At 45.5% G+C, this 17,104-nt stretch carries 20 protein-coding genes; 4 read left to right on the plus strand and 16 right to left on the minus strand.

Going from position 1 to position 17,104, the window contains the following annotated elements:
* The first annotated feature begins 123 nt into the window (after positions 1-123).
* From MHI27_RS27480 to MHI27_RS27495, 4 genes are all read left to right on the plus strand, one after another.
* Positions 124-1,092, plus strand: a complete 969-nt coding sequence (locus MHI27_RS27480; RefSeq protein ID WP_234537508.1) for an ABC transporter ATP-binding protein — start codon at positions 124-126, stop codon at positions 1,090-1,092.
* Positions 1,093-1,178: 86 nt separating this feature from the next.
* Entirely contained in the window at positions 1,179-2,258 is a 1,080-nt protein-coding gene (locus MHI27_RS27485; RefSeq protein WP_405176809.1) for an ABC transporter substrate-binding protein, read from the plus strand.
* Between the two features lie 5 nt (positions 2,259-2,263).
* Positions 2,264-3,943 (plus strand): ABC transporter permease, encoded by a 1,680-nt coding sequence (locus MHI27_RS27490; protein ID WP_405175090.1) that lies wholly within the window; start codon positions 2,264-2,266, stop codon positions 3,941-3,943.
* Complete coding sequence (locus MHI27_RS27495; protein WP_405175091.1) at positions 3,940-5,250, plus strand: MBL fold metallo-hydrolase; 1,311 nt, start codon at positions 3,940-3,942, stop codon at positions 5,248-5,250. The genes MHI27_RS27490 and MHI27_RS27495 overlap by 4 nt, the downstream gene beginning before the upstream one ends.
* 102 nt (positions 5,251-5,352) lie before the next feature.
* Here MHI27_RS27495 and MHI27_RS27500 read toward each other — a convergent pair whose 3' ends face one another.
* The 16 genes from MHI27_RS27500 to MHI27_RS27575 all read right to left on the minus strand — a co-directional run bounded on the left by MHI27_RS27500 (position 5,353) and on the right by MHI27_RS27575 (position 17,084).
* The gene (locus tag MHI27_RS27500; RefSeq protein ID WP_405175092.1) at positions 5,353-5,634 is read right to left on the minus strand and encodes a holin; all 282 of its coding nucleotides are present in this window, start codon (positions 5,632-5,634) and stop codon (positions 5,353-5,355) included.
* Between the two features lie 13 nt (positions 5,635-5,647).
* A complete protein-coding gene (locus tag MHI27_RS27505; protein ID WP_405175093.1) occupies positions 5,648-6,340 on the minus strand; it encodes a M15 family metallopeptidase in 693 nt (230 codons plus the stop codon).
* Positions 6,341-6,745 carry a hypothetical protein gene (locus MHI27_RS27510; RefSeq protein ID WP_405175094.1) on the minus strand — a complete coding sequence of 135 codons (405 nt, stop codon included), beginning with the start codon at positions 6,743-6,745 and terminating at the stop codon, positions 6,341-6,343.
* Positions 6,746-6,818: 73 nt separating this feature from the next.
* A complete protein-coding gene (locus tag MHI27_RS27515; protein WP_405175095.1) occupies positions 6,819-6,950 on the minus strand; it encodes an XkdX family protein in 132 nt (43 codons plus the stop codon).
* A 314-nt stretch (positions 6,951-7,264) separates the two neighbouring features.
* A complete protein-coding gene (locus MHI27_RS27520) occupies positions 7,265-7,387 on the minus strand; it encodes a hypothetical protein (RefSeq protein ID WP_405175096.1) in 123 nt (40 codons plus the stop codon).
* Positions 7,388-7,555: 168 nt separating this feature from the next.
* Positions 7,556-9,139: a hypothetical protein gene (locus MHI27_RS27525; protein ID WP_405175097.1), complete on the minus strand. Its 1,584-nt coding sequence runs from the start codon at positions 9,137-9,139 to the stop codon at positions 7,556-7,558.
* Between the two features lie 11 nt (positions 9,140-9,150).
* Complete coding sequence (locus MHI27_RS27530) at positions 9,151-9,762, minus strand: putative phage tail protein (RefSeq protein ID WP_405175098.1); 612 nt, start codon at positions 9,760-9,762, stop codon at positions 9,151-9,153.
* Positions 9,763-9,766: 4 nt separating this feature from the next.
* The gene (locus MHI27_RS27535) at positions 9,767-10,102 is read right to left on the minus strand and encodes a phage tail protein (RefSeq protein WP_405175099.1); all 336 of its coding nucleotides are present in this window, start codon (positions 10,100-10,102) and stop codon (positions 9,767-9,769) included.
* An 11-nt stretch (positions 10,103-10,113) separates the two neighbouring features.
* A complete protein-coding gene (locus MHI27_RS27540; RefSeq protein ID WP_405175100.1) occupies positions 10,114-11,136 on the minus strand; it encodes a DUF2793 domain-containing protein in 1,023 nt (340 codons plus the stop codon).
* A 1-nt stretch (position 11,137) separates the two neighbouring features.
* Entirely contained in the window at positions 11,138-11,551 is a 414-nt protein-coding gene (locus MHI27_RS27545) for a phosphoglucomutase (RefSeq protein WP_076300994.1), read from the minus strand.
* Position 11,552: 1 nt separating this feature from the next.
* The gene (locus MHI27_RS27550) at positions 11,553-12,611 is read right to left on the minus strand and encodes a baseplate J/gp47 family protein (protein WP_405175101.1); all 1,059 of its coding nucleotides are present in this window, start codon (positions 12,609-12,611) and stop codon (positions 11,553-11,555) included.
* Positions 12,604-13,035, minus strand: a complete 432-nt coding sequence (locus MHI27_RS27555) for a DUF2634 domain-containing protein (RefSeq protein ID WP_149647933.1) — start codon at positions 13,033-13,035, stop codon at positions 12,604-12,606. Before MHI27_RS27555 ends, MHI27_RS27550 begins: the two co-directional genes overlap by 8 nt.
* Positions 13,032-13,328, minus strand: coding sequence for a DUF2577 domain-containing protein (locus MHI27_RS27560; RefSeq protein ID WP_076301021.1), 297 nt, complete (start codon positions 13,326-13,328; stop codon positions 13,032-13,034). Before MHI27_RS27560 ends, MHI27_RS27555 begins: the two co-directional genes overlap by 4 nt.
* A gap of 5 nt (positions 13,329-13,333) precedes the next feature.
* Positions 13,334-14,296 carry a hypothetical protein gene (locus MHI27_RS27565; protein ID WP_339243621.1) on the minus strand — a complete coding sequence of 321 codons (963 nt, stop codon included), beginning with the start codon at positions 14,294-14,296 and terminating at the stop codon, positions 13,334-13,336.
* Between the two features lie 9 nt (positions 14,297-14,305).
* Positions 14,306-15,058, minus strand: coding sequence for a LysM peptidoglycan-binding domain-containing protein (locus MHI27_RS27570; RefSeq protein ID WP_076300990.1), 753 nt, complete (start codon positions 15,056-15,058; stop codon positions 14,306-14,308).
* Between the two features lies 1 nt (position 15,059).
* Positions 15,060-17,084, minus strand: coding sequence for a hypothetical protein (locus tag MHI27_RS27575; RefSeq protein ID WP_076300989.1), 2,025 nt, complete (start codon positions 17,082-17,084; stop codon positions 15,060-15,062).
* Positions 17,085-17,104 lie beyond the last annotated feature (20 nt).

Below are 17,104 nucleotides of genomic sequence, written 5' to 3' on the forward strand. Positions count from 1 at the left end.
AATTCTATGAATGTTAAAATAAATCGGCAAAAAAGTTAATATCACAGTTACATTCAGCAAATATAGCGGGAATTCTTTACCTTTACACTAAGAACAAGCTTAAGAACAGGCAGGTAGATAGAGATGAAGGAAATTACAATCCACAGATTGGAAAAGAAATTCGGAGATGTGCATGCCTTGAAGGCTGCAGATCTGAAGATTCCCGCTGGAAGCTTTACGACATTACTCGGTCCTTCAGGTTGTGGAAAGACGACACTACTCCGTCTGATTGCTGGGCTAGAAACACCGGATGCTGGAGAAATCCTAATGGATGACGAGTTTATTTTCTCAGGCAACAAAAAAATTAGTCGCCCCATCCATAGCCGCAACTTTGGCATGGTCTTTCAAGATTTCGCGCTCTGGCCGCATCTAACTGTCTTCGAGAATGTCGCCTTCGGACTTCGTGCCTCTAAGCAGAAAAAGGATTTACGGATTAGGGTTCAGCAAGCCCTTCGATCCGTAAAGCTGGAAGGACTCGAGCTACGCTTTCCCCATCAGCTGTCCGGTGGACAACAGCAACGGGTTGCTTTTGCCAGAGCTGTAGTTACTAGACCCCAACTCGTATTGTTCGACGAGCCGTTAAGTGCACTGGATGCAGTCTTGCGAGATGAAATGAGGCTGGAGTTAACCTCCTTGGTGAGGAACATGGGTATTACCGCTCTATATGTCACCCATGATCAAACCGAGGCGATGTCTATGTCAGATGAAGTGGTCGTGATGCAAGGTGGAACTATTTTACAAACAGGTTCTCCTGAGGAGATTTATCAGAAACCTAATCATCCTTTTGTAGCTCATTTTATTGGAAAATCCAACTGGATCGTTCCCGATAAGCAAATGCTTCGTCCGGAACATTTACGTTGGTCTCAGGAGGATGCTTCCTCTCTTCCATTTACGGGGACGATTCGACATGTGAGCTATATGGGTGATCGCTATGAGGTCATTCTGGACATGGAGAACCGAACTACTTGGACCGCTTATCATGATCAACGTCTACCTGTTGGAGAAACGATCCAGGTCTACGCTTCAGAGCACCAGATCCATCATCTGAATTAAGCGTCCACTGCATGGAATAGCTCGTATGATGCTGTTCCATGCAGCAAGATGCAAAAAATATTAGGGAGGCATTCACATTGAAATCAATGAATAACACTAAAGGACTTAGTACACTTCTTCTAACAACTATAATCGGAGCGAGTCTAGCCGGCTGTAGCTCTACTAACACTCCTGCTGCTAACGCAAGCAATCCGACTTCAACCGCTAACACTACAGCTCAAACTGAAGCACCACAACCCACAGAGAAAGCTCTGAGTGGCAGTCTTGTCGTCTACAGCGCAGGTCCTGAAGGTCTAGCCAATAAAATTAAAGACGGCTTTGAAGCCAAAACCGGTGTGAAGGTCGAAATGTTCCAAGGCACTACTGGAAAAATACTAGCCCGTATGGAAGCAGAGAAGTCCAATCCAGTAGTCGATGTTGTTGTTCTTGCCTCCCTTCCATCCATGCAAGGGATGAAGAATGATGGATTATTGCTTCCATATAAAGAGGCGGTTAATGCAGATAAGCTCGTTAGCGATTGGTCAGACACAGCAGATGGCAATTATTTTAGCTATAGCGCATCCGCACTGGGGATTGTCTACAATACTAAAAAAGTAAGCACACCTCCGACTTCATGGGATGATCTCACTAAAGCGGATTGGAAAGGAACCGTCAATATTCCAGATCCTTCGCTATCTGGCTCGGCTCTAGATTTTGTAACTGGATATTTAAGCGCTAAAGGGGACAGCGGTTGGGATCTTTTTAAACAATACAAAAGCAATGGTGTAGCGATGGCGGGCGCCAATCAAGAGGCACTTGATCCGGTTATTACCGGTGCTAAATCCGTCGTTGCCTCGGGTGTAGATTATATGGCTTATAAGGCAAAAGCTGATGGAGAGCCTGTAGATATCGTCTACCCTGCTGAAGGAACAGTGATCAGCCCTCGCCCGGCTGCGATTATTAAGACAAGCCCGAATGTAGATAATGCCAAAGCTTTTATCGACTATCTTCTATCTGATGAAGCTCAAGCGCTAGTTGCTAAAGCCTACTTATTGCCAGGCAGAAACGATGTGAAAGCAGAGAATCGTGCAAATCTCGATGAAATTAAGACATTTGATGTGAAATGGGAATGGATGAACGAACATAGTGATGAAGTTTCCTCGACCTTCACACAAATTTTTAAATAAGCGTAATGAATATTAACTCTTTACGCTCATTTAAATGGGTGAGCGGCGGACTTGCTTTATTTATACTGACAGTGCTCGTACTGCTGCCACTCCTGCTCATTTTTTGGACCAGTATCTATCCCAATGAGCAGCTGGATATAGCCGCGCCACTACGAACCATTATGAGTAGTCATGATCTGGTTGAGGTACTGCTGAATTCTATCGGGCTCGGGGTAAGCGTTATTCTATTAACTACGCTATTTGCACTACCTCTGGCCTGGATTATGGCTAAAACGGACTTAGGGCATCATAATTGGCTGGATGTTGTGCTACTAATCCCTTTTATGACTCCGCCATACATTGGTTCAATGGGTTGGATGTTATTTATGCAAACGGGTGGGTATATGGAACAGTTTCTGCCCGCTTCCTCCGTGCTGACTCCGTATTTCTTTAGTTATGGAGGGATGGTGCTGATCATGAGCCTGCATTTATTCCCCTTCCTGTATTTACTGCTGCGTAATGCGCTTTTGCAGATCGGAGGCAATCTGGAGGAAGCAGCCTCTGTTCATGGTGCTCCGTTCTTTTACAGATTTAAAAGAGTAATCATTCCCTTGCTATTATCCAGCTATGGGCTTGGAGCTCTTCTCATCTTCGTCAAAACGATTGCCGAATTTGGTACCCCTGCGACCTTTGGTCGTAGGATCGGCTTTTACGTTCTGACCTCTGAGATCCATAAGTATATCTCTAGTTGGCCAATAGATTTTGGAAAGGCTACTTCACTAGCTTCCTTGCTGCTCGGGGTTTGTCTCGTCATGTGGTACATCCAGACTCTAATTAGCAGTCGCTTCTCTTATCGCCTAATTGGCGGAAAAGGGACTCGCACCAAACGTTATAAAAGTACGGCGATCATAGGGGTTCTTAGTTGGGGGTATGTTGTTCTATTACTTCTAGCATCTATCGGCATTCCTTATTTTTCAATCATAACAGCCTCATTATTGAAGCTGCGAGGAGAAGGCGTATCTTGGAGCAATTTAACCTTAAAACATTATGCAGAGCTGCTATCACCGGGTTCTCAAGGTCTTGAGGCCTTATTAAATAGCTTCACATTAGCCATCGTTGCTTCTAGTATCGCGGTTATTCTTGGGACTTGGTTTGCCTTAACTGTAGGAAAAGGTGCTACATTCAAGCAGAAAATTACAGATCTATTCAGCCTACTTCCCAATACAGTTCCTGGAATTGTAATTGTAGTAGGGCTAATCCTGCTATGGAATGCTCGCTGGATGCCTATTCCGCTCTATAATACCTACTGGATGGTTGTACTTACCTATGTTGTACTATTCATCCCCTATACTGTTCAGTATGTAAAAGCGAGCTATGGGCAGATCGATTCTTCCCTTATGCAAGCGGGACAAGTATTCGGAGGAAGCAAGCTTTATGTGTTCCGCCGTATCCTGCTCCCACTCATTCTACCGGGGATGGTGGCTGGATGGATGATGACCTTCACCATTTCCAATCGGGAACTGGTAGCCTCCTTACTCATTCTTCCACCTTCAATGCAGACATCGGCGACCTATATTTTTGCCCAGTTTGAACAAGGTGCAGTAGCGATGGGGATGGCCATGGCAGTAATCTCTGTCGGCGTTACTACTATATTACTACTAGTATTAGAATATTTAAGCCCAGATAGAAAGCGGAGACAACGATGAGCACACTAACGATTTGGGGAGGGGCCGGAGAGCATGGCCGTTCCTCCTATCTTTTGCAGAACAAAGATGGGCAATCTGGTATTCTACTCGATTGTGGTGTCAAAAAAGAAGGCCCAGGTGAATACCCCCTGCTAGATACAGACATCATCCCGCATTTGCAGGCAGTGTTTCTGTCCCATGCGCATGAGGATCATTCGATAGCACTTCCCCTACTATATAAGTATGGATATTCAGGTAAGGTATGGACAACGAAAGCTACCGTTAAACAGCTTCCCGATTATTTCGAAGCATGGGATAAATACGTGGCTGCTCAGTCCGCATCATTACCTTATGGAGAAATAGATAAGCAATCTATCCAGTTCATGTATTTAGAGGACCATATCTCCCCTCAGACTTGGCTGAGGATTGCGCCTAATCTTCGAGTACAATGGGGGCGCAGCGGACATTTAGCAGGTTCGGTTTGGCTGATCCTCGAATGGGATGGAACAGTCGTATTTTTCTCAGGGGATTATACGAAGGAGTCGCTGCTGCTCATGGCAGATTCACCAACGGTTATGGAAGCCGAAACAAAAGATGTCGTAGATCTATCCATTATCGATGCCGCCTACGGCGCGGATCCTGATGAGCAGCTTGTAAAGTTACAGCAATTAGAGTCAGCGATCTGTAACACTCTGCAAAAAGGGGGTTCAATCCTCCTTCCGGTGCCTATCCATGGCAGAAGCCAGGAATTGATCGTATGGGCAAGCGAGTGCTTCCCCGATGATCAGCTGATCGTCGAAGAAGAGCTCATAGCTCCTTTAAGAGGTTTGAGCGATAAGACCGAATGGCTGAAAGAGGGCGCTATTCAGCGCGTTGATATGCTTTTTAATAGAAAGAACTTGTGCATTGTATCTAATTCAGAGGAACGTGCAAAGGCATTGTTGAATCTCAAGAATGCAATCATATTTACCAATGACGGGATGATGCAGTCGGCAAAAGCACAAGAGTATTTTCACCAGCTCTCTGCTTCTCCTGACAACCATGTGATTTTTACGGGACATTTGGCGGCAGGTAGTTTCGGGCACCGTCTCGTTAAACATTCTATGGTAGAAGAATCTAGCGACACGAGATGTACAATCTCACTCATTCGCTATAAAGTCCACCAAGGCTTACCGGACATTCGAGAAATGCTCCAAACGGTTCCCAGCCGCCGGTCGGTGCTCGTTCATGCTCCCAAATCGCATATCGATCATGTCACTTCTATATTAAAAGGAGAAGGTTTTACAGGGCTGTACTCTTTACTGCCTGGAAGTACGCTTTCGTTCTGAAAAATAACTATGTAATCTCGTAAAAAAACAATGGGGCTCTTCCTTGGGTCTATTCAGACTTTTTGGAACAGCCCTCTTTTATGATTCGTACCTATTATCCATTTATTCTTTCGTCGTCCCCGGTCGATTCTTAAAAGCTAGCTCAAACAACCCCGTCGCAGATAAACCAGCCAGCCCCCCAGCCCAAAGGCGAAGAACAATATCCAGTTCGGTAAAAGGATACGCTGCCGCTCCAATGAGCAAACCTATTAATAGTCCGATCATCGGGACTGCATTACGCGGGATGTTGATACTATTTTTGACCAATTGAACCAGAGCCAGTACGAATACAGCTAATATTGAGGCAAACGCCATAACATCATCTAAAATCTCTCTAGTTTCCATGATAGATACCTCCTTAGTGAGTATTTTTAATCTCAACCGTCCTAGTGGCGGAATCATAACCCACCTGTGCACCTAGCGCTTCTGCAATAACACGTACAGGAACATAGGTGATGCCTTTTTCAAGAACTCCATCTGCAACTTTTACTCCGTTAACCTTTACTGCGGCAATAACTTCACCCTTCAATTCTTCTTCCACCTTCCGATTGATAATCTTGTACGCTGCCTCCACTGCGGATATTGAGGGCTTTGCCCCTGCTCGTAACTGTGTGAGTGTTAACCCAAACACCATCTGAAAATGTGGATAGTCCTTAAAGCTCGTCCAATCGCCCCCCCATTCGAATCCAAGTGCCTTGGCCTCTTTTACAACCTCCTGCCAATCTGCGACTTGGTTGTTATTGTCGTCCCGGCGCATGTCCCAAGACACACTGGATCCATTCGGCAGCAAAAGAGCAAAATCTACGGCTAGTCCAAAATTGTGGTAGCTATACCCGCCACGCGCATTGGTGACAATCGCTCCAGGCTTAGTGCGTCCTTGTGCATAAAGAGCATCCTGCTCGGCAATTGTGCGAAGACCCTGCGTAATGAGAATGGAGATGTTGAGCTTGTAGCAACGCTCGATTAGAGCAGTAGCAGCGGAACGGACTACGGGATGTAGGTTGGTTAGGCGTTTACTTGATTTTTCTTTGATTTGGGACAAAGTGAGCATCTATACCCCTCCTTTAAATAAAAAGGCAATAATAGCAAAGATAGTACCAGCCAGAACGTATTTAAGTAGATCAACAAACACTTTTCGTTCGCTCTTGCTGTCCGTCTGGGATTGTTGCAATAACTGAAACACACGTGAGTCTAAAGTGTCCCAACGCCTCATAATTTCGTTAAATTGAATTTTCATTTCTATCGTTGATTGTTTAATTTGCTTCACATCTTCCTCATGGCGTGATTGTTTTTCTTTTAATAATAGAAGCTCATTGTTAAAACTTAGATGTTCCGTTCCAAATCTAAAGATCTCGTCTTGGATGACTACGAGTCTATTTTCAACATCTTCTATACGGTGCTCAATGGGCGCTGCTTCAGCATCGCCTCCTCCTGAATTCACTCCCACAATGGTCATATAACAGCCCCCCTCTATAGTGATAAATAAAACAGCCCTCGTAGCAGATACGAGGGCAAAATAAAAACGCCTGCTATGCGGCGCTATCTGTAATATCTATAGCTTGCTCTGATGTGATTTTGTTGGCAGTTACAAATACTTGAACTTGATCCTTTGAATAACATCCTGCGTCATAATAGCTTTTAATGATTGCGTACCAATCCATTATAATACACCTCCCGTTACAAGAGTGAGCAGCAAGTCGGCGTGGTCTTGTTCCGCCTGGTTGAGTCTAGCCTGTGTTTGCGCAGTTCTAGCGTCAGCCCGGCATTATCGGATTCCACAAGCTCGATACGCTCGGACATAGGTACTTGATATACAAGCGCTTGCGGCTCGTCAGGTTCGATGTTAGGGTCAGGATAGCTAAACTCCAATCTTCCCGTTTCGATGCTTACCTTGTAGCCGCTGCACGCTGCAAAGTCTTGCTTGTATTGCTCGTAATCAAGCTCTAAGCACCCACCGTTTCCGCTACGCGTTCGGCTAGTGCTTTATAGTTAAATCCAACGCCTGTGTTGTCTCCACCACATCGCTGGAACGCTCTCCGGTATCAACTAATACGTTACCTGTGGCGTTATCATAATAAATTTTTCTGCCTATTTGCATTTATATTCACTCCCTTTCTTAGCCCTAAGCCACCCATTTATATTCTTGAGCTACAATCTGATTATATGAATTAGTTACAGTAATACCGCCTGCAGTCGTTGTGATAGATCGCGTAAACTGTTTTGATGCTGTTGTATGCGCAAAAAGTACATTACTATTTTCCTCCTTCTAATTCCATACCGCGGCTCCGCGTGCAGAGGCAGTAGAGTAACCTCCGCCGAGCGATGCTACTACGACGTGAACCAACATTACCTCACCATCCATATTGAACGGCTTCGAGAAAGATCCGTCCGCCGCAATGTCCCCATCGTGACCGAAGCCCTGCATATATATGGTACTAGGCATTGTAATTCGCCGCGACCGCTTATCTACTATTAGCCCCGTAGCTTGTTGTGTTGTGCTCATCGACCATCCGTCCACAAAGTGACGAATTAGCACTAACCGATTTCCATGGATGTCCTGCAGCACGATTGAATGATCCTGGTGGCTGTTGTTGTTCGACGTTCCGAAAAGAATCGAGCCAGCAAACGATCCGATAGTGAACCCGGCTGGAAATCTAAACATTTCCTCAGTCTTACCGTTAGCCCCTGCCTGCGTTGCAAAGTCAACCGATGTAAGCCCACCGACCCAGGGTTGGAGTGTGCCAACTAAGGTTCCTATAGAGACACCCGCGCGGACGTTACTAGGTACGAGAGTTGGAAATGTACTTTTTGTCCAGGTAACCCCATTATAGTAGCCCGCTTGCGGCATTAAGAACACATCGCCTGTCGCCCATATCTCTGCGGCATTTGACGGGGAGTGATTATTCTCCACAGATCTATTGACTATCGCGCCATCTACTCCAAACATCGGCTTGCCTTGTAGAATGTTCGCTGGTACAAAATTCGGGTCAACAGCGATTAAAGTACCGAATCCATCAGTATTTTTACCTGATTCATAGTAGCCGGTAGGTGGCTCCATAACCAAGCTCCCGAAGTTATCACCTCTAGTTGACACTGCATTAGTGTAACCGCCAGCTGCGCCCCTTGTCCTATTTACCATTGTTCCGTTTGCAAGTCCGTTCTCGGTGCCGAATTGGTATCCGACTAGGACGAATTGCGCCGATACATTTCCATACTCACCCCCTTCACCCTGTAAGATAAAAGCCGTGCCATCATATACAACCGTGTAAACTCCGTTCAGGGCAAGTGTCGCCGCATTTCCATTGGGTTTCTTGATTGCTTTGGCTCCTAAAGCATTAGGATTGAGTGTAGGATTAGCTCCGCTAGCAATATGTGTTTTGAAACTAAATTTCAATCCTGCTATCAGCGTAGTAGGTACTGGGCTAAGTGTAATGGTATATGCGGTGGCTGTACCAGCTGTAGTACCGAATCCAGTGTTGTTATTCAGTAGTGTCTTGTCCGCAGCAGACATCAAGCCATTCGTAGCAGTTGTAGCTACGGCTGTACTGGCTTTCGCATTCCACGCCGTTTTTTCAGCATCAGTAACAAAACGATTACTCGCGTCTTGTGCAATAATAGCTGGTGGGTGGGTAGCTGGGTGGGTATAGTTCGTTGCTCCTGTAGCAATACCCGCCAGTTTAGTTTTCTCAACTGCGGTGTAGTCGTTCGTAGACAACTGTTTGCCAGTAACTTTATCTACCTTGCCATTAACGGCATTATCTAAAATGTCCATATTCCCGTTCAGATCGGCAATATCAACGATATCTGTTCCCTCTGGCTTCTTTAAGCCCAAATTTCCTGTCGTTTGCATGTGTCACTCTCCTATCTATAAGTTCTTAATTCGTTCCATGTTTTATTGTGAGCACTATCCCAGGTCAAAGCCTTAACAGAGTCCCACCACGTATAGCTGAACACAAATTCATAAGCCAAATGCGCGGGTTTGATCTCTTCGATGATTTGAATCAACCCTGCCATATTTGGAGGAATGCCTAGCGTACTTACAAAATGAATCTCAAAACGGTACTCATCGGGCACTTCCTTAACTTCAACTATTCCACCTGAAAAAGCGGACGCCGTCCGCTGGATCATCTCCGGCGTTGTCGTCCCGTTTCCACGCAGCTTCGCCTTAATCATCTCTCGGCGTGTGGCATATGACTTGGATGAATCAATATTTAGTCCAAGCTCAGCCTCCCAACGTCCAAGGCTCACCGTTGCTGTTTCAACAAACGCTTGATCCAGTACATCTACAGTGCCTACCTTCAGTCCACCAATTTCTAGCCCGATGGTCTCCTGAAGCTTCTCCATTTCACGGACATCCTTATAATAATCCGGCAAATACTGCATTAGATCAGGCGCCTCGACTTCACCCGGATGATTCGAATCTTCATCTGCGGAATACAATAATTCGCTGAATAAAGAGTTGCCATAGCTCATCCCCCTACACCCCCTTCAGTTGATTCCAGGTTAGGGGCCCTTTGGGCAAATAATCATGTGTATGCGCCGCCGGAGGAAACACTGCTGGTTTACCCGCTACCCCCGCCCAAGCTACACTATCCGCTTGTTGCGCGAAATCCACCTTGCCATTGTTATTCGTATCGTAAATACTTTTCAGCATGTCCCCGATACTTTGTGCCGCAACTAGCAAGACATTCCCAGCAGCAGAACCGATATATAGCTTCCCACTGTCTGTACAGTAGCCAAGCTCACCAATAGCCAGTGCTCCAATCGCACTTTCCAATCCGCGGCGTATTTGAATCAATGTCTTTAAAGCCATTGTCCAGCCCCCTAGAAAGTTCCGCCATCAATACTGACTACGGTAAGTTTATTGCCATTCGCAGCATCATAAATGATGCTACTTCCATCCACACTTACAGCTACACCGGATCCATCTACGGAGATCCCTTTTCCAGCCGTAACCGCAATCGCGTCTGCAGTAACCGTGATTCCATTGCCTGCACCAATATTCAGTGTCACAGCATCGGCCTGACCACCACCAATCAGCCCGTTCCCAGCTGTAATGGTCTGTAGCGCACCACCCGTGCGTACCCATGCGCTGCCATTCCAGCTATAGATCTTTTGCTCATCATCGACGTAAGCGGTCCAGCCTACGACCGGAACATAAAATACCCAAGCAGCAGATTGGTACTCCACGATTTGATTCGTTTTCCCCGCCCATGCCCCGGTTGCTCCCGCTGGAATAATGTATCGGTCACCCTCAACCGGACTGGCAGGTGGAGCCAGCAGGTTCTGATCTTTTACCGACGCTTGCGGTTCGATGTTATGCTTGGCCAACTCAATTTCATTTTTAATCTTTTGCGCTGACCACAAATCTGTAATCGTAGTCCCGGCATCATTGATCGTCCGGTGCTTGGTCACATCGTCAATGTGAGTCTTGATCTCAGCGGCAGTCTTTACATTCGTGCCATCTGATACTTTATTGATATGTCCCGCACTAATATCCGCTTTAAGCACCTTCGCGTAGGTTGCTCCATCAGCGATATCATCAATTGTACCTGTCAGATCGCTAAGCTTCTGCGCGTTCACCCGCCGCCAAGCTGCCCCATCATCAAAATACAAATATCCGCTATTCGTACCCGTAGTCACGTAATACAAACGGCCAACGGCTCCTGCAACCGGACGCGAAGCTTCTGGCCCGGACAACGCCCTTCCGACCATGGAATTAGACGTGCCGTCACCAATATAAACTTCCTTAGTATCACTGCAAAAACCAAGCTCACCCGCCTTCAACACGCCATAACTCGTTAGCTCAGCCTTTGTTCCCCGCTTTATTTGTATGGTCTGTGCCATTTTACACCTCTCTTCTGAATGATCCTCCGTCAATCTGACCCTTGTTCTTATACCGTTCTATTTCAGTTTGAACAGCGGTAATACTTACCTGCAAACCATTAATATCATCCGCTTCAACTGTATCCCCGGGGGTTTCGTAAGTCACATAAACCTCGGGCACATCGGCAAAAATCTTAATCAACCGCCGCCATGGCGCTTCATCCGGAAAAGACACCGTAAAATTACGTAGCTCGATCCCGGAATACTGTGACCCTGTGTACACCGCGATGGTCTGATTATTGATGTTGTCATGCGCAAGCGCACCACTATACATGCCATTTACAAGCGGTAATCTCTCTTCAATAACATAGCTGCCACCATTTGCTTTTTTATTAAGCTTTTCTTGAAAAATATCAACTTTCTCCGGGTAACCCATGCTACACCTCCAGTAAAACGTTGCCGAACAAAGGTATTTCTTCTTCGTTCAACATTACGTTGCCCGCTCCACCGTTCAGCTTCAGTTCACTGTAATCCGCGACTCCCTCAGTAGCTAGCAATAGGGCACCGATTACAGACTGGCTAATATAGGTTGCTGAAAAAGCCTTCTCTTTGCGATAGCTCTCAAGAATCGCCTTAAATTCTTCATTTACAGCTTGCAGCGCATAACCTGAAGCAAGGGTTACTTTTGCGCTTACACTAATACTTTTGCCCTTCGCTGACGCCACAGTTACAACAGCACCTACGGGGGCTTGCCCCTCACCCGCTCCAGAGACCGGATCAATGTAATGCTGAACCTTAGTCACCAGTAGCTCAGAAGCAGGAAGTTTCTCGGCATCCACAACAATCACCTTCACCGTCTTAGGACCGTTCCATAACGGAAAAACACGTGCACCTCCCACCCCCACAACCTGCATAGCCCACTCCATATAGTGATATTTATTGCCGCTAGTAGCTGGGCGTCTGGCTGAATCCAAATAACGCTGGCGTAGCGATTCATCACTTTCGGCGTTCTCTCCAGGGATCAGAAGAGAAGCTATTTCTCCGCGCGCGAGGTCTGAAATATAATCTACTGGCAGCAAAGAACCAAAATATCGGTTTCCTTCTTCTCCAGCGGTTTCACTCTCTAACCGATACACTCCAGGAGATAGCTTCTCCACAGCCATATAATTCAGCATATCGAGTGAGAAGCGGCTACCGAGAGGAACATCCACAAATCCCCCATCCGCTTTATAAAAAATACCTTTTAGTTGCGCCTTGCTCGCTTCACGCCTTACAATTCCTGACCAGGAGATACTTCGCTCCAAGTACTCACCGGTAGCCGTATCTGCAAAATACAGATTATTATTCACATCCAGCTCAATGTACATTTGCGCCAGCTCTGCTGCTGCCGGAGCGAGCGCGTCATAAATGATGCTACCCTCTCGTTTATCCAGACCTGACGGAACCCGGTCCAGCATCCGCTCTAAAAGAGCCTCATACGTCTGATCCTCATACATCCTCATTCCACTCCTTTCTCAGCTGAAAATTTCCGTAACGTGTGACCACCTTGCAGTCAAAAGTTAAGTTTTCTCCGGTAAAAGAAACCTCAATATTTTCTAAGCTAAGGATTCGTTCATCCTGAAGTAAGGCCTCATTAATGACACGTCTGATTTCAGCTCTGACCAACAGCCGATCCTTACCCAGAACCAGCTGCCACTCTGTTCCGTAATCCGAACTGTAAATCAGATGTTCAAATCTATCGGTTCGCAGAATTTTGGCCGCTGCCTGCTGCACTGCCTCAAGTCCATCCGCTTGGCCAGTGATCCTTTTTCTGTCCCAATCCATTCGGTAGGTTAGACTGGGGCTTTCCCCACGTTCAAGGTTGACCTCGCCTTCAAGAAGGGCAGTTATCGGTCCAGCTTTTCCAATCGCAGGAATCATATCGGACTCACCAGCCGATCCAGAACAATATAGCTTTGTCCACCCTGCATCCGAACCATCAGAACCCGATCACCAGAGGCAAGCCCTCGACGCACTACCACTTCTCTACCCTCTAGCTCGACTTTACATTCCATTACCGATTCAGGCAGCACTAGCGCATTCCCCGATAAAATAAAACGTTGATCCACCTGGATCTGCAAAGGAGCTGCCTCCGTTACTGTCCCATAAGAAAAAGCCACGGGATTTGTATTTCCCACGGCTCCTAAGCTTGCTTTTTTTATAATATCCAACATCATTTCTACACCACCTTTATATCGAGGGACATCGTATGCTCCCCACCGGAAATCTTATGACTACATTGATCCACCAGAAACACCTGAGTCTTGAATTCATCAAGCAGGACATAAATGAAATTACCAGCCCTTACGCGCATATCACCAATCGCCTGTACGGAGAGACTAAGCTTTTCACGGTTGTGCATTTTTAGCAGATTATTTGCCTTCTCCTGAATTTGTGCAGCATTCGCTTTGTCATCGGCCTTCTGATACAAGTGCAGGATACCCCAGCGTTTCACATTATCCTTATCGCTAACCGGAAAGAAATCACGCTTACCAGACTTCTCGTTATCCTTGTATAGAAAAATGGTGTTGTACGTATCATCATCAATACTTTTTTTGAGCGAATAGTCGTACAGATACTGCCCCGCTCCCAGCACCAGATTAAGCAGCATAGACTCCGGTTTACGAAGCGTCAGCTTACCAAAGTCATCGTAAAAAGCCATCAGCCGCCCCTTATACTGAAGCTCACTGCCGATCGCTCCCATAATGATGTCCAGCAGCTTTTTGTCATCTTCAATTAATGAGGGAATTCGGTATTCTGTATTCTCCAGCACACCTGTCTTCAGGCCGTAGTCCTTGGTTATTTTAGTAATAACATCGCTAGCCGTGACATCCTGCAAAACATAACTACCATTGCCTAGTAAATAACGAATCTGATCATAAGCAGTCAGCTTAATCTCCTGATCCGAGCCTGTATCAATGCTGAACACAAACCCGTAGAATACATCCACATTATCTTTGCTGAACTGAATAATATCACCGTTGCTGATGCTAAACTTGGGATGCTGATAGATACCACTGTCCACAAGTGTTAACTCTAGCGTTGATGGTTTGCCTGAACGAGCAGTTTTCCATGTAATATCGGAGACGATACCTGAAATATCCCATAAATGTCCTTCCTTATTCTTTACAAGTAGCTCCATAACAGCCTCCTACGGTAGCTTAATGACCTTACCGATTGGAAGCTTCCTCAGCTCACTATCTTTAATGCCATTAAGTTTCTGGATTTCTCCACACCTTTTGCCATCTCCAAGAATTTCTTTAGCGATTTTCCATAGATTGTCTTTAGATTTCATGATATACGTTTTAGGTTTGGGCTTTTCATTAGCCCGCTTCTGTTCTACCTTCACTTCATCTTTGACAACCTTAACTGCTACCGCTTGATAGAATACATACTTTTTGAGAGATAAAGAATATTCAATATCCCCTGATGTACCCGCACTGAGCTTCCAAGAGAAACCTTCAATACTCATAGCCATGTTCACACCGAAATCAATTTCTATGGATTTATCCTCACTAGTCGATGATTCCTTTAACCATTTCTGAGGGTTGTTTAGCTTCCCATCAGCTTTTTTCAAGTCATCAGCATAACTCACCCCAGAGAATACAAAACGAATAGGTCTGCGACTAGTCATCCACTTCTTAATCAGCTCCACATATTCAAAAGGTCTCTTCAACCCGTCCTCTTGCACCAATACGAACGGATATTTTTGTGCCGGAAAAATACTTTCAATTGTAATCTCCGTAAGCTTCGGATAAGCAATCGTATTGATCTCACCCAAATCGATAATGGTATAGCTTTTTCCATCCCCGCTCTCTTTGATCTCTAAGGTCTCCGGGTTGACTGGCAGCCGGAATGCTTCCGCCTGATTATTAAAACCAAGAAAAATCCCGTACTCTTCCATGTTACGTATACACCCCCTGCGCTGTAGAGACAAACTCCTCGTTCAGCTTTTGCCCGATCTTGTTGATAATCGTATCAATGTCTCCGGCATTATTAATATTCCCGGTCGTCACCTGCACCGTCGGCGTAAGCTCCACAAAATTCTGGATCGCCTGAATCTCCGCTAGCTCACGCAGCATTTTCAGATCATCGCTAGAGATGTCTACAGTGTCGTTGATGGAGTCGAGTTGCTTCACGCGGTTTACGGTGTTTAGATTACCTGGAGTTCCTGCATTTTGAAAAGAACCCGTAGCTGAAGGTGTATTCATCGTAGGAACTACTGGAATTTCAGGTACGGTAGGCGTTTGCAAAGGTTTTGACAAATCCCCTGAATGGGTAGTATTCCACTGATTTAATGTGGTGTTATTACTCTTATTTCCACCTACATTTAATTTTTCTTTAAACTTATTGATATCAAAATTCTGGATTTTTTCTGCCCCTGAATTAAAAGAAGCTCCAATGTCCATTTGCAAATCCTTTTTGAATTGACTGCTATCAACCTCTTCAATATGAAGATTGATCTCCGACTCTATACCAATAAATTTGCCAACAGCTCCAACTACTTTATTTATACTATCTAGCAAAAAGTTCACAGCGCCAATAATACCATTAACAAATCCGGTCCAAAGATCGATAACAAAGCCCACAAATTCTGCAACGAGCTGTCCCAGTCCCCTGAACATATTCGCCAAAAAGTCCCTCACAGGCTGAAGGGCTGCCACAATCCCTAAAAATGCTACTATAAGTGCAACTATAAGCCCTATTACAAGTGCAATTGGATTAGCACTCATCACAGCGTTGAAAATGCCTTGGGCTGCGGTAGCAATTCCGGTAGCAATAGATGAAATTCTAGTTGCAATTGTTGAGGCATTCATCGCGATTGCTAAGGCAATAACTCCAGCAACAACACCCAAAACAATCGGCAAAACAACAGGGTTGCTAAGAACACTCCAGAGATACAATGCACCTTGTACGACCTGCGAGAATACTTGTGCAAGTATCGCCAGTCCAATCGCTATCCCATCGATAATTGGCTGAAAGCTTCCATCTGAAAATGCCTGGTTAAGAATGCCTAATAGTGGTGACAATGCCGCAAGAGCACCTTCTCCCATACCAGCCAGAGAGTTGTTATAGTTTCCAAGAAGAGCTTGCCATTGATTAACGGGTGAATCCATCATGGTTTGTAGCGAATCACTCGTCATCCCTGACGTTGTCATAATATCTCCCAAAGTACTCAAAAAGGCTTCCATATTGCCCGTTCCGGCCACTAGATCAAGTCCACCCAGATCCTCTTTATCCACCTGAAGCATGGATGCTAAATCACTAGAATCCCCCTCAAAAGCAGAAGTAATCGCCGATGAAGTATCACCAATATCTTTACCCTCCGGAGACATCATGCTTAGCCTTGTGGAATAATCCATAAGCTTATCTAACTGATCCGTATTTTGAGTTTTAGGATAAAACGACAAGACACTTTCCATGGACTTGTTTACATCCTGCCCGGTATCTAGTGCCCTCTTCTTGAACTTATCAAACATTGCCACACCAACATCAGCATTTCCGGTTTTCGCTTTAAAAAGATCCTCCCATTTTTGCTGTTCAGCTGCAGGCGCAAGCACCTTTTCCATAACTCCTTTAACTTTTTCCAGCACACCTTTGGCTTTCCCAAAAGCACCGGTGATCTTTTCCCATGTACCCGCCTGCTGTTCAGCCCCTGCTGCTCCTTGTTCTGCCGCACCGTTCAGTCTCTCCTGAGCCTGTACTGCGCCTCCAATAGAAGCTTGAATTCTGGTATAAGCTGCACTGTAATTGTTAGTAATGTTGTACACGGGTTTATTGACTATTTTCATACTGATTCGGTTTAAGGTTGCGGAAAAGGAATTTGAAATATTTGCAGAAACCTGAGTTGTAATTTGATTGGTTATATCATTGATCCATTGGTTGGAGACTTGCTGGATTCCAGCTATATTGTTTTGCATACCTGCCATTCATTCACCCCCTCATCTCT

This window comes from Paenibacillus sp. FSL H8-0261 (genome assembly GCF_045040645.1).
Lineage (GTDB): Bacteria > Bacillota > Bacilli > Paenibacillales > Paenibacillaceae > Paenibacillus_AQ.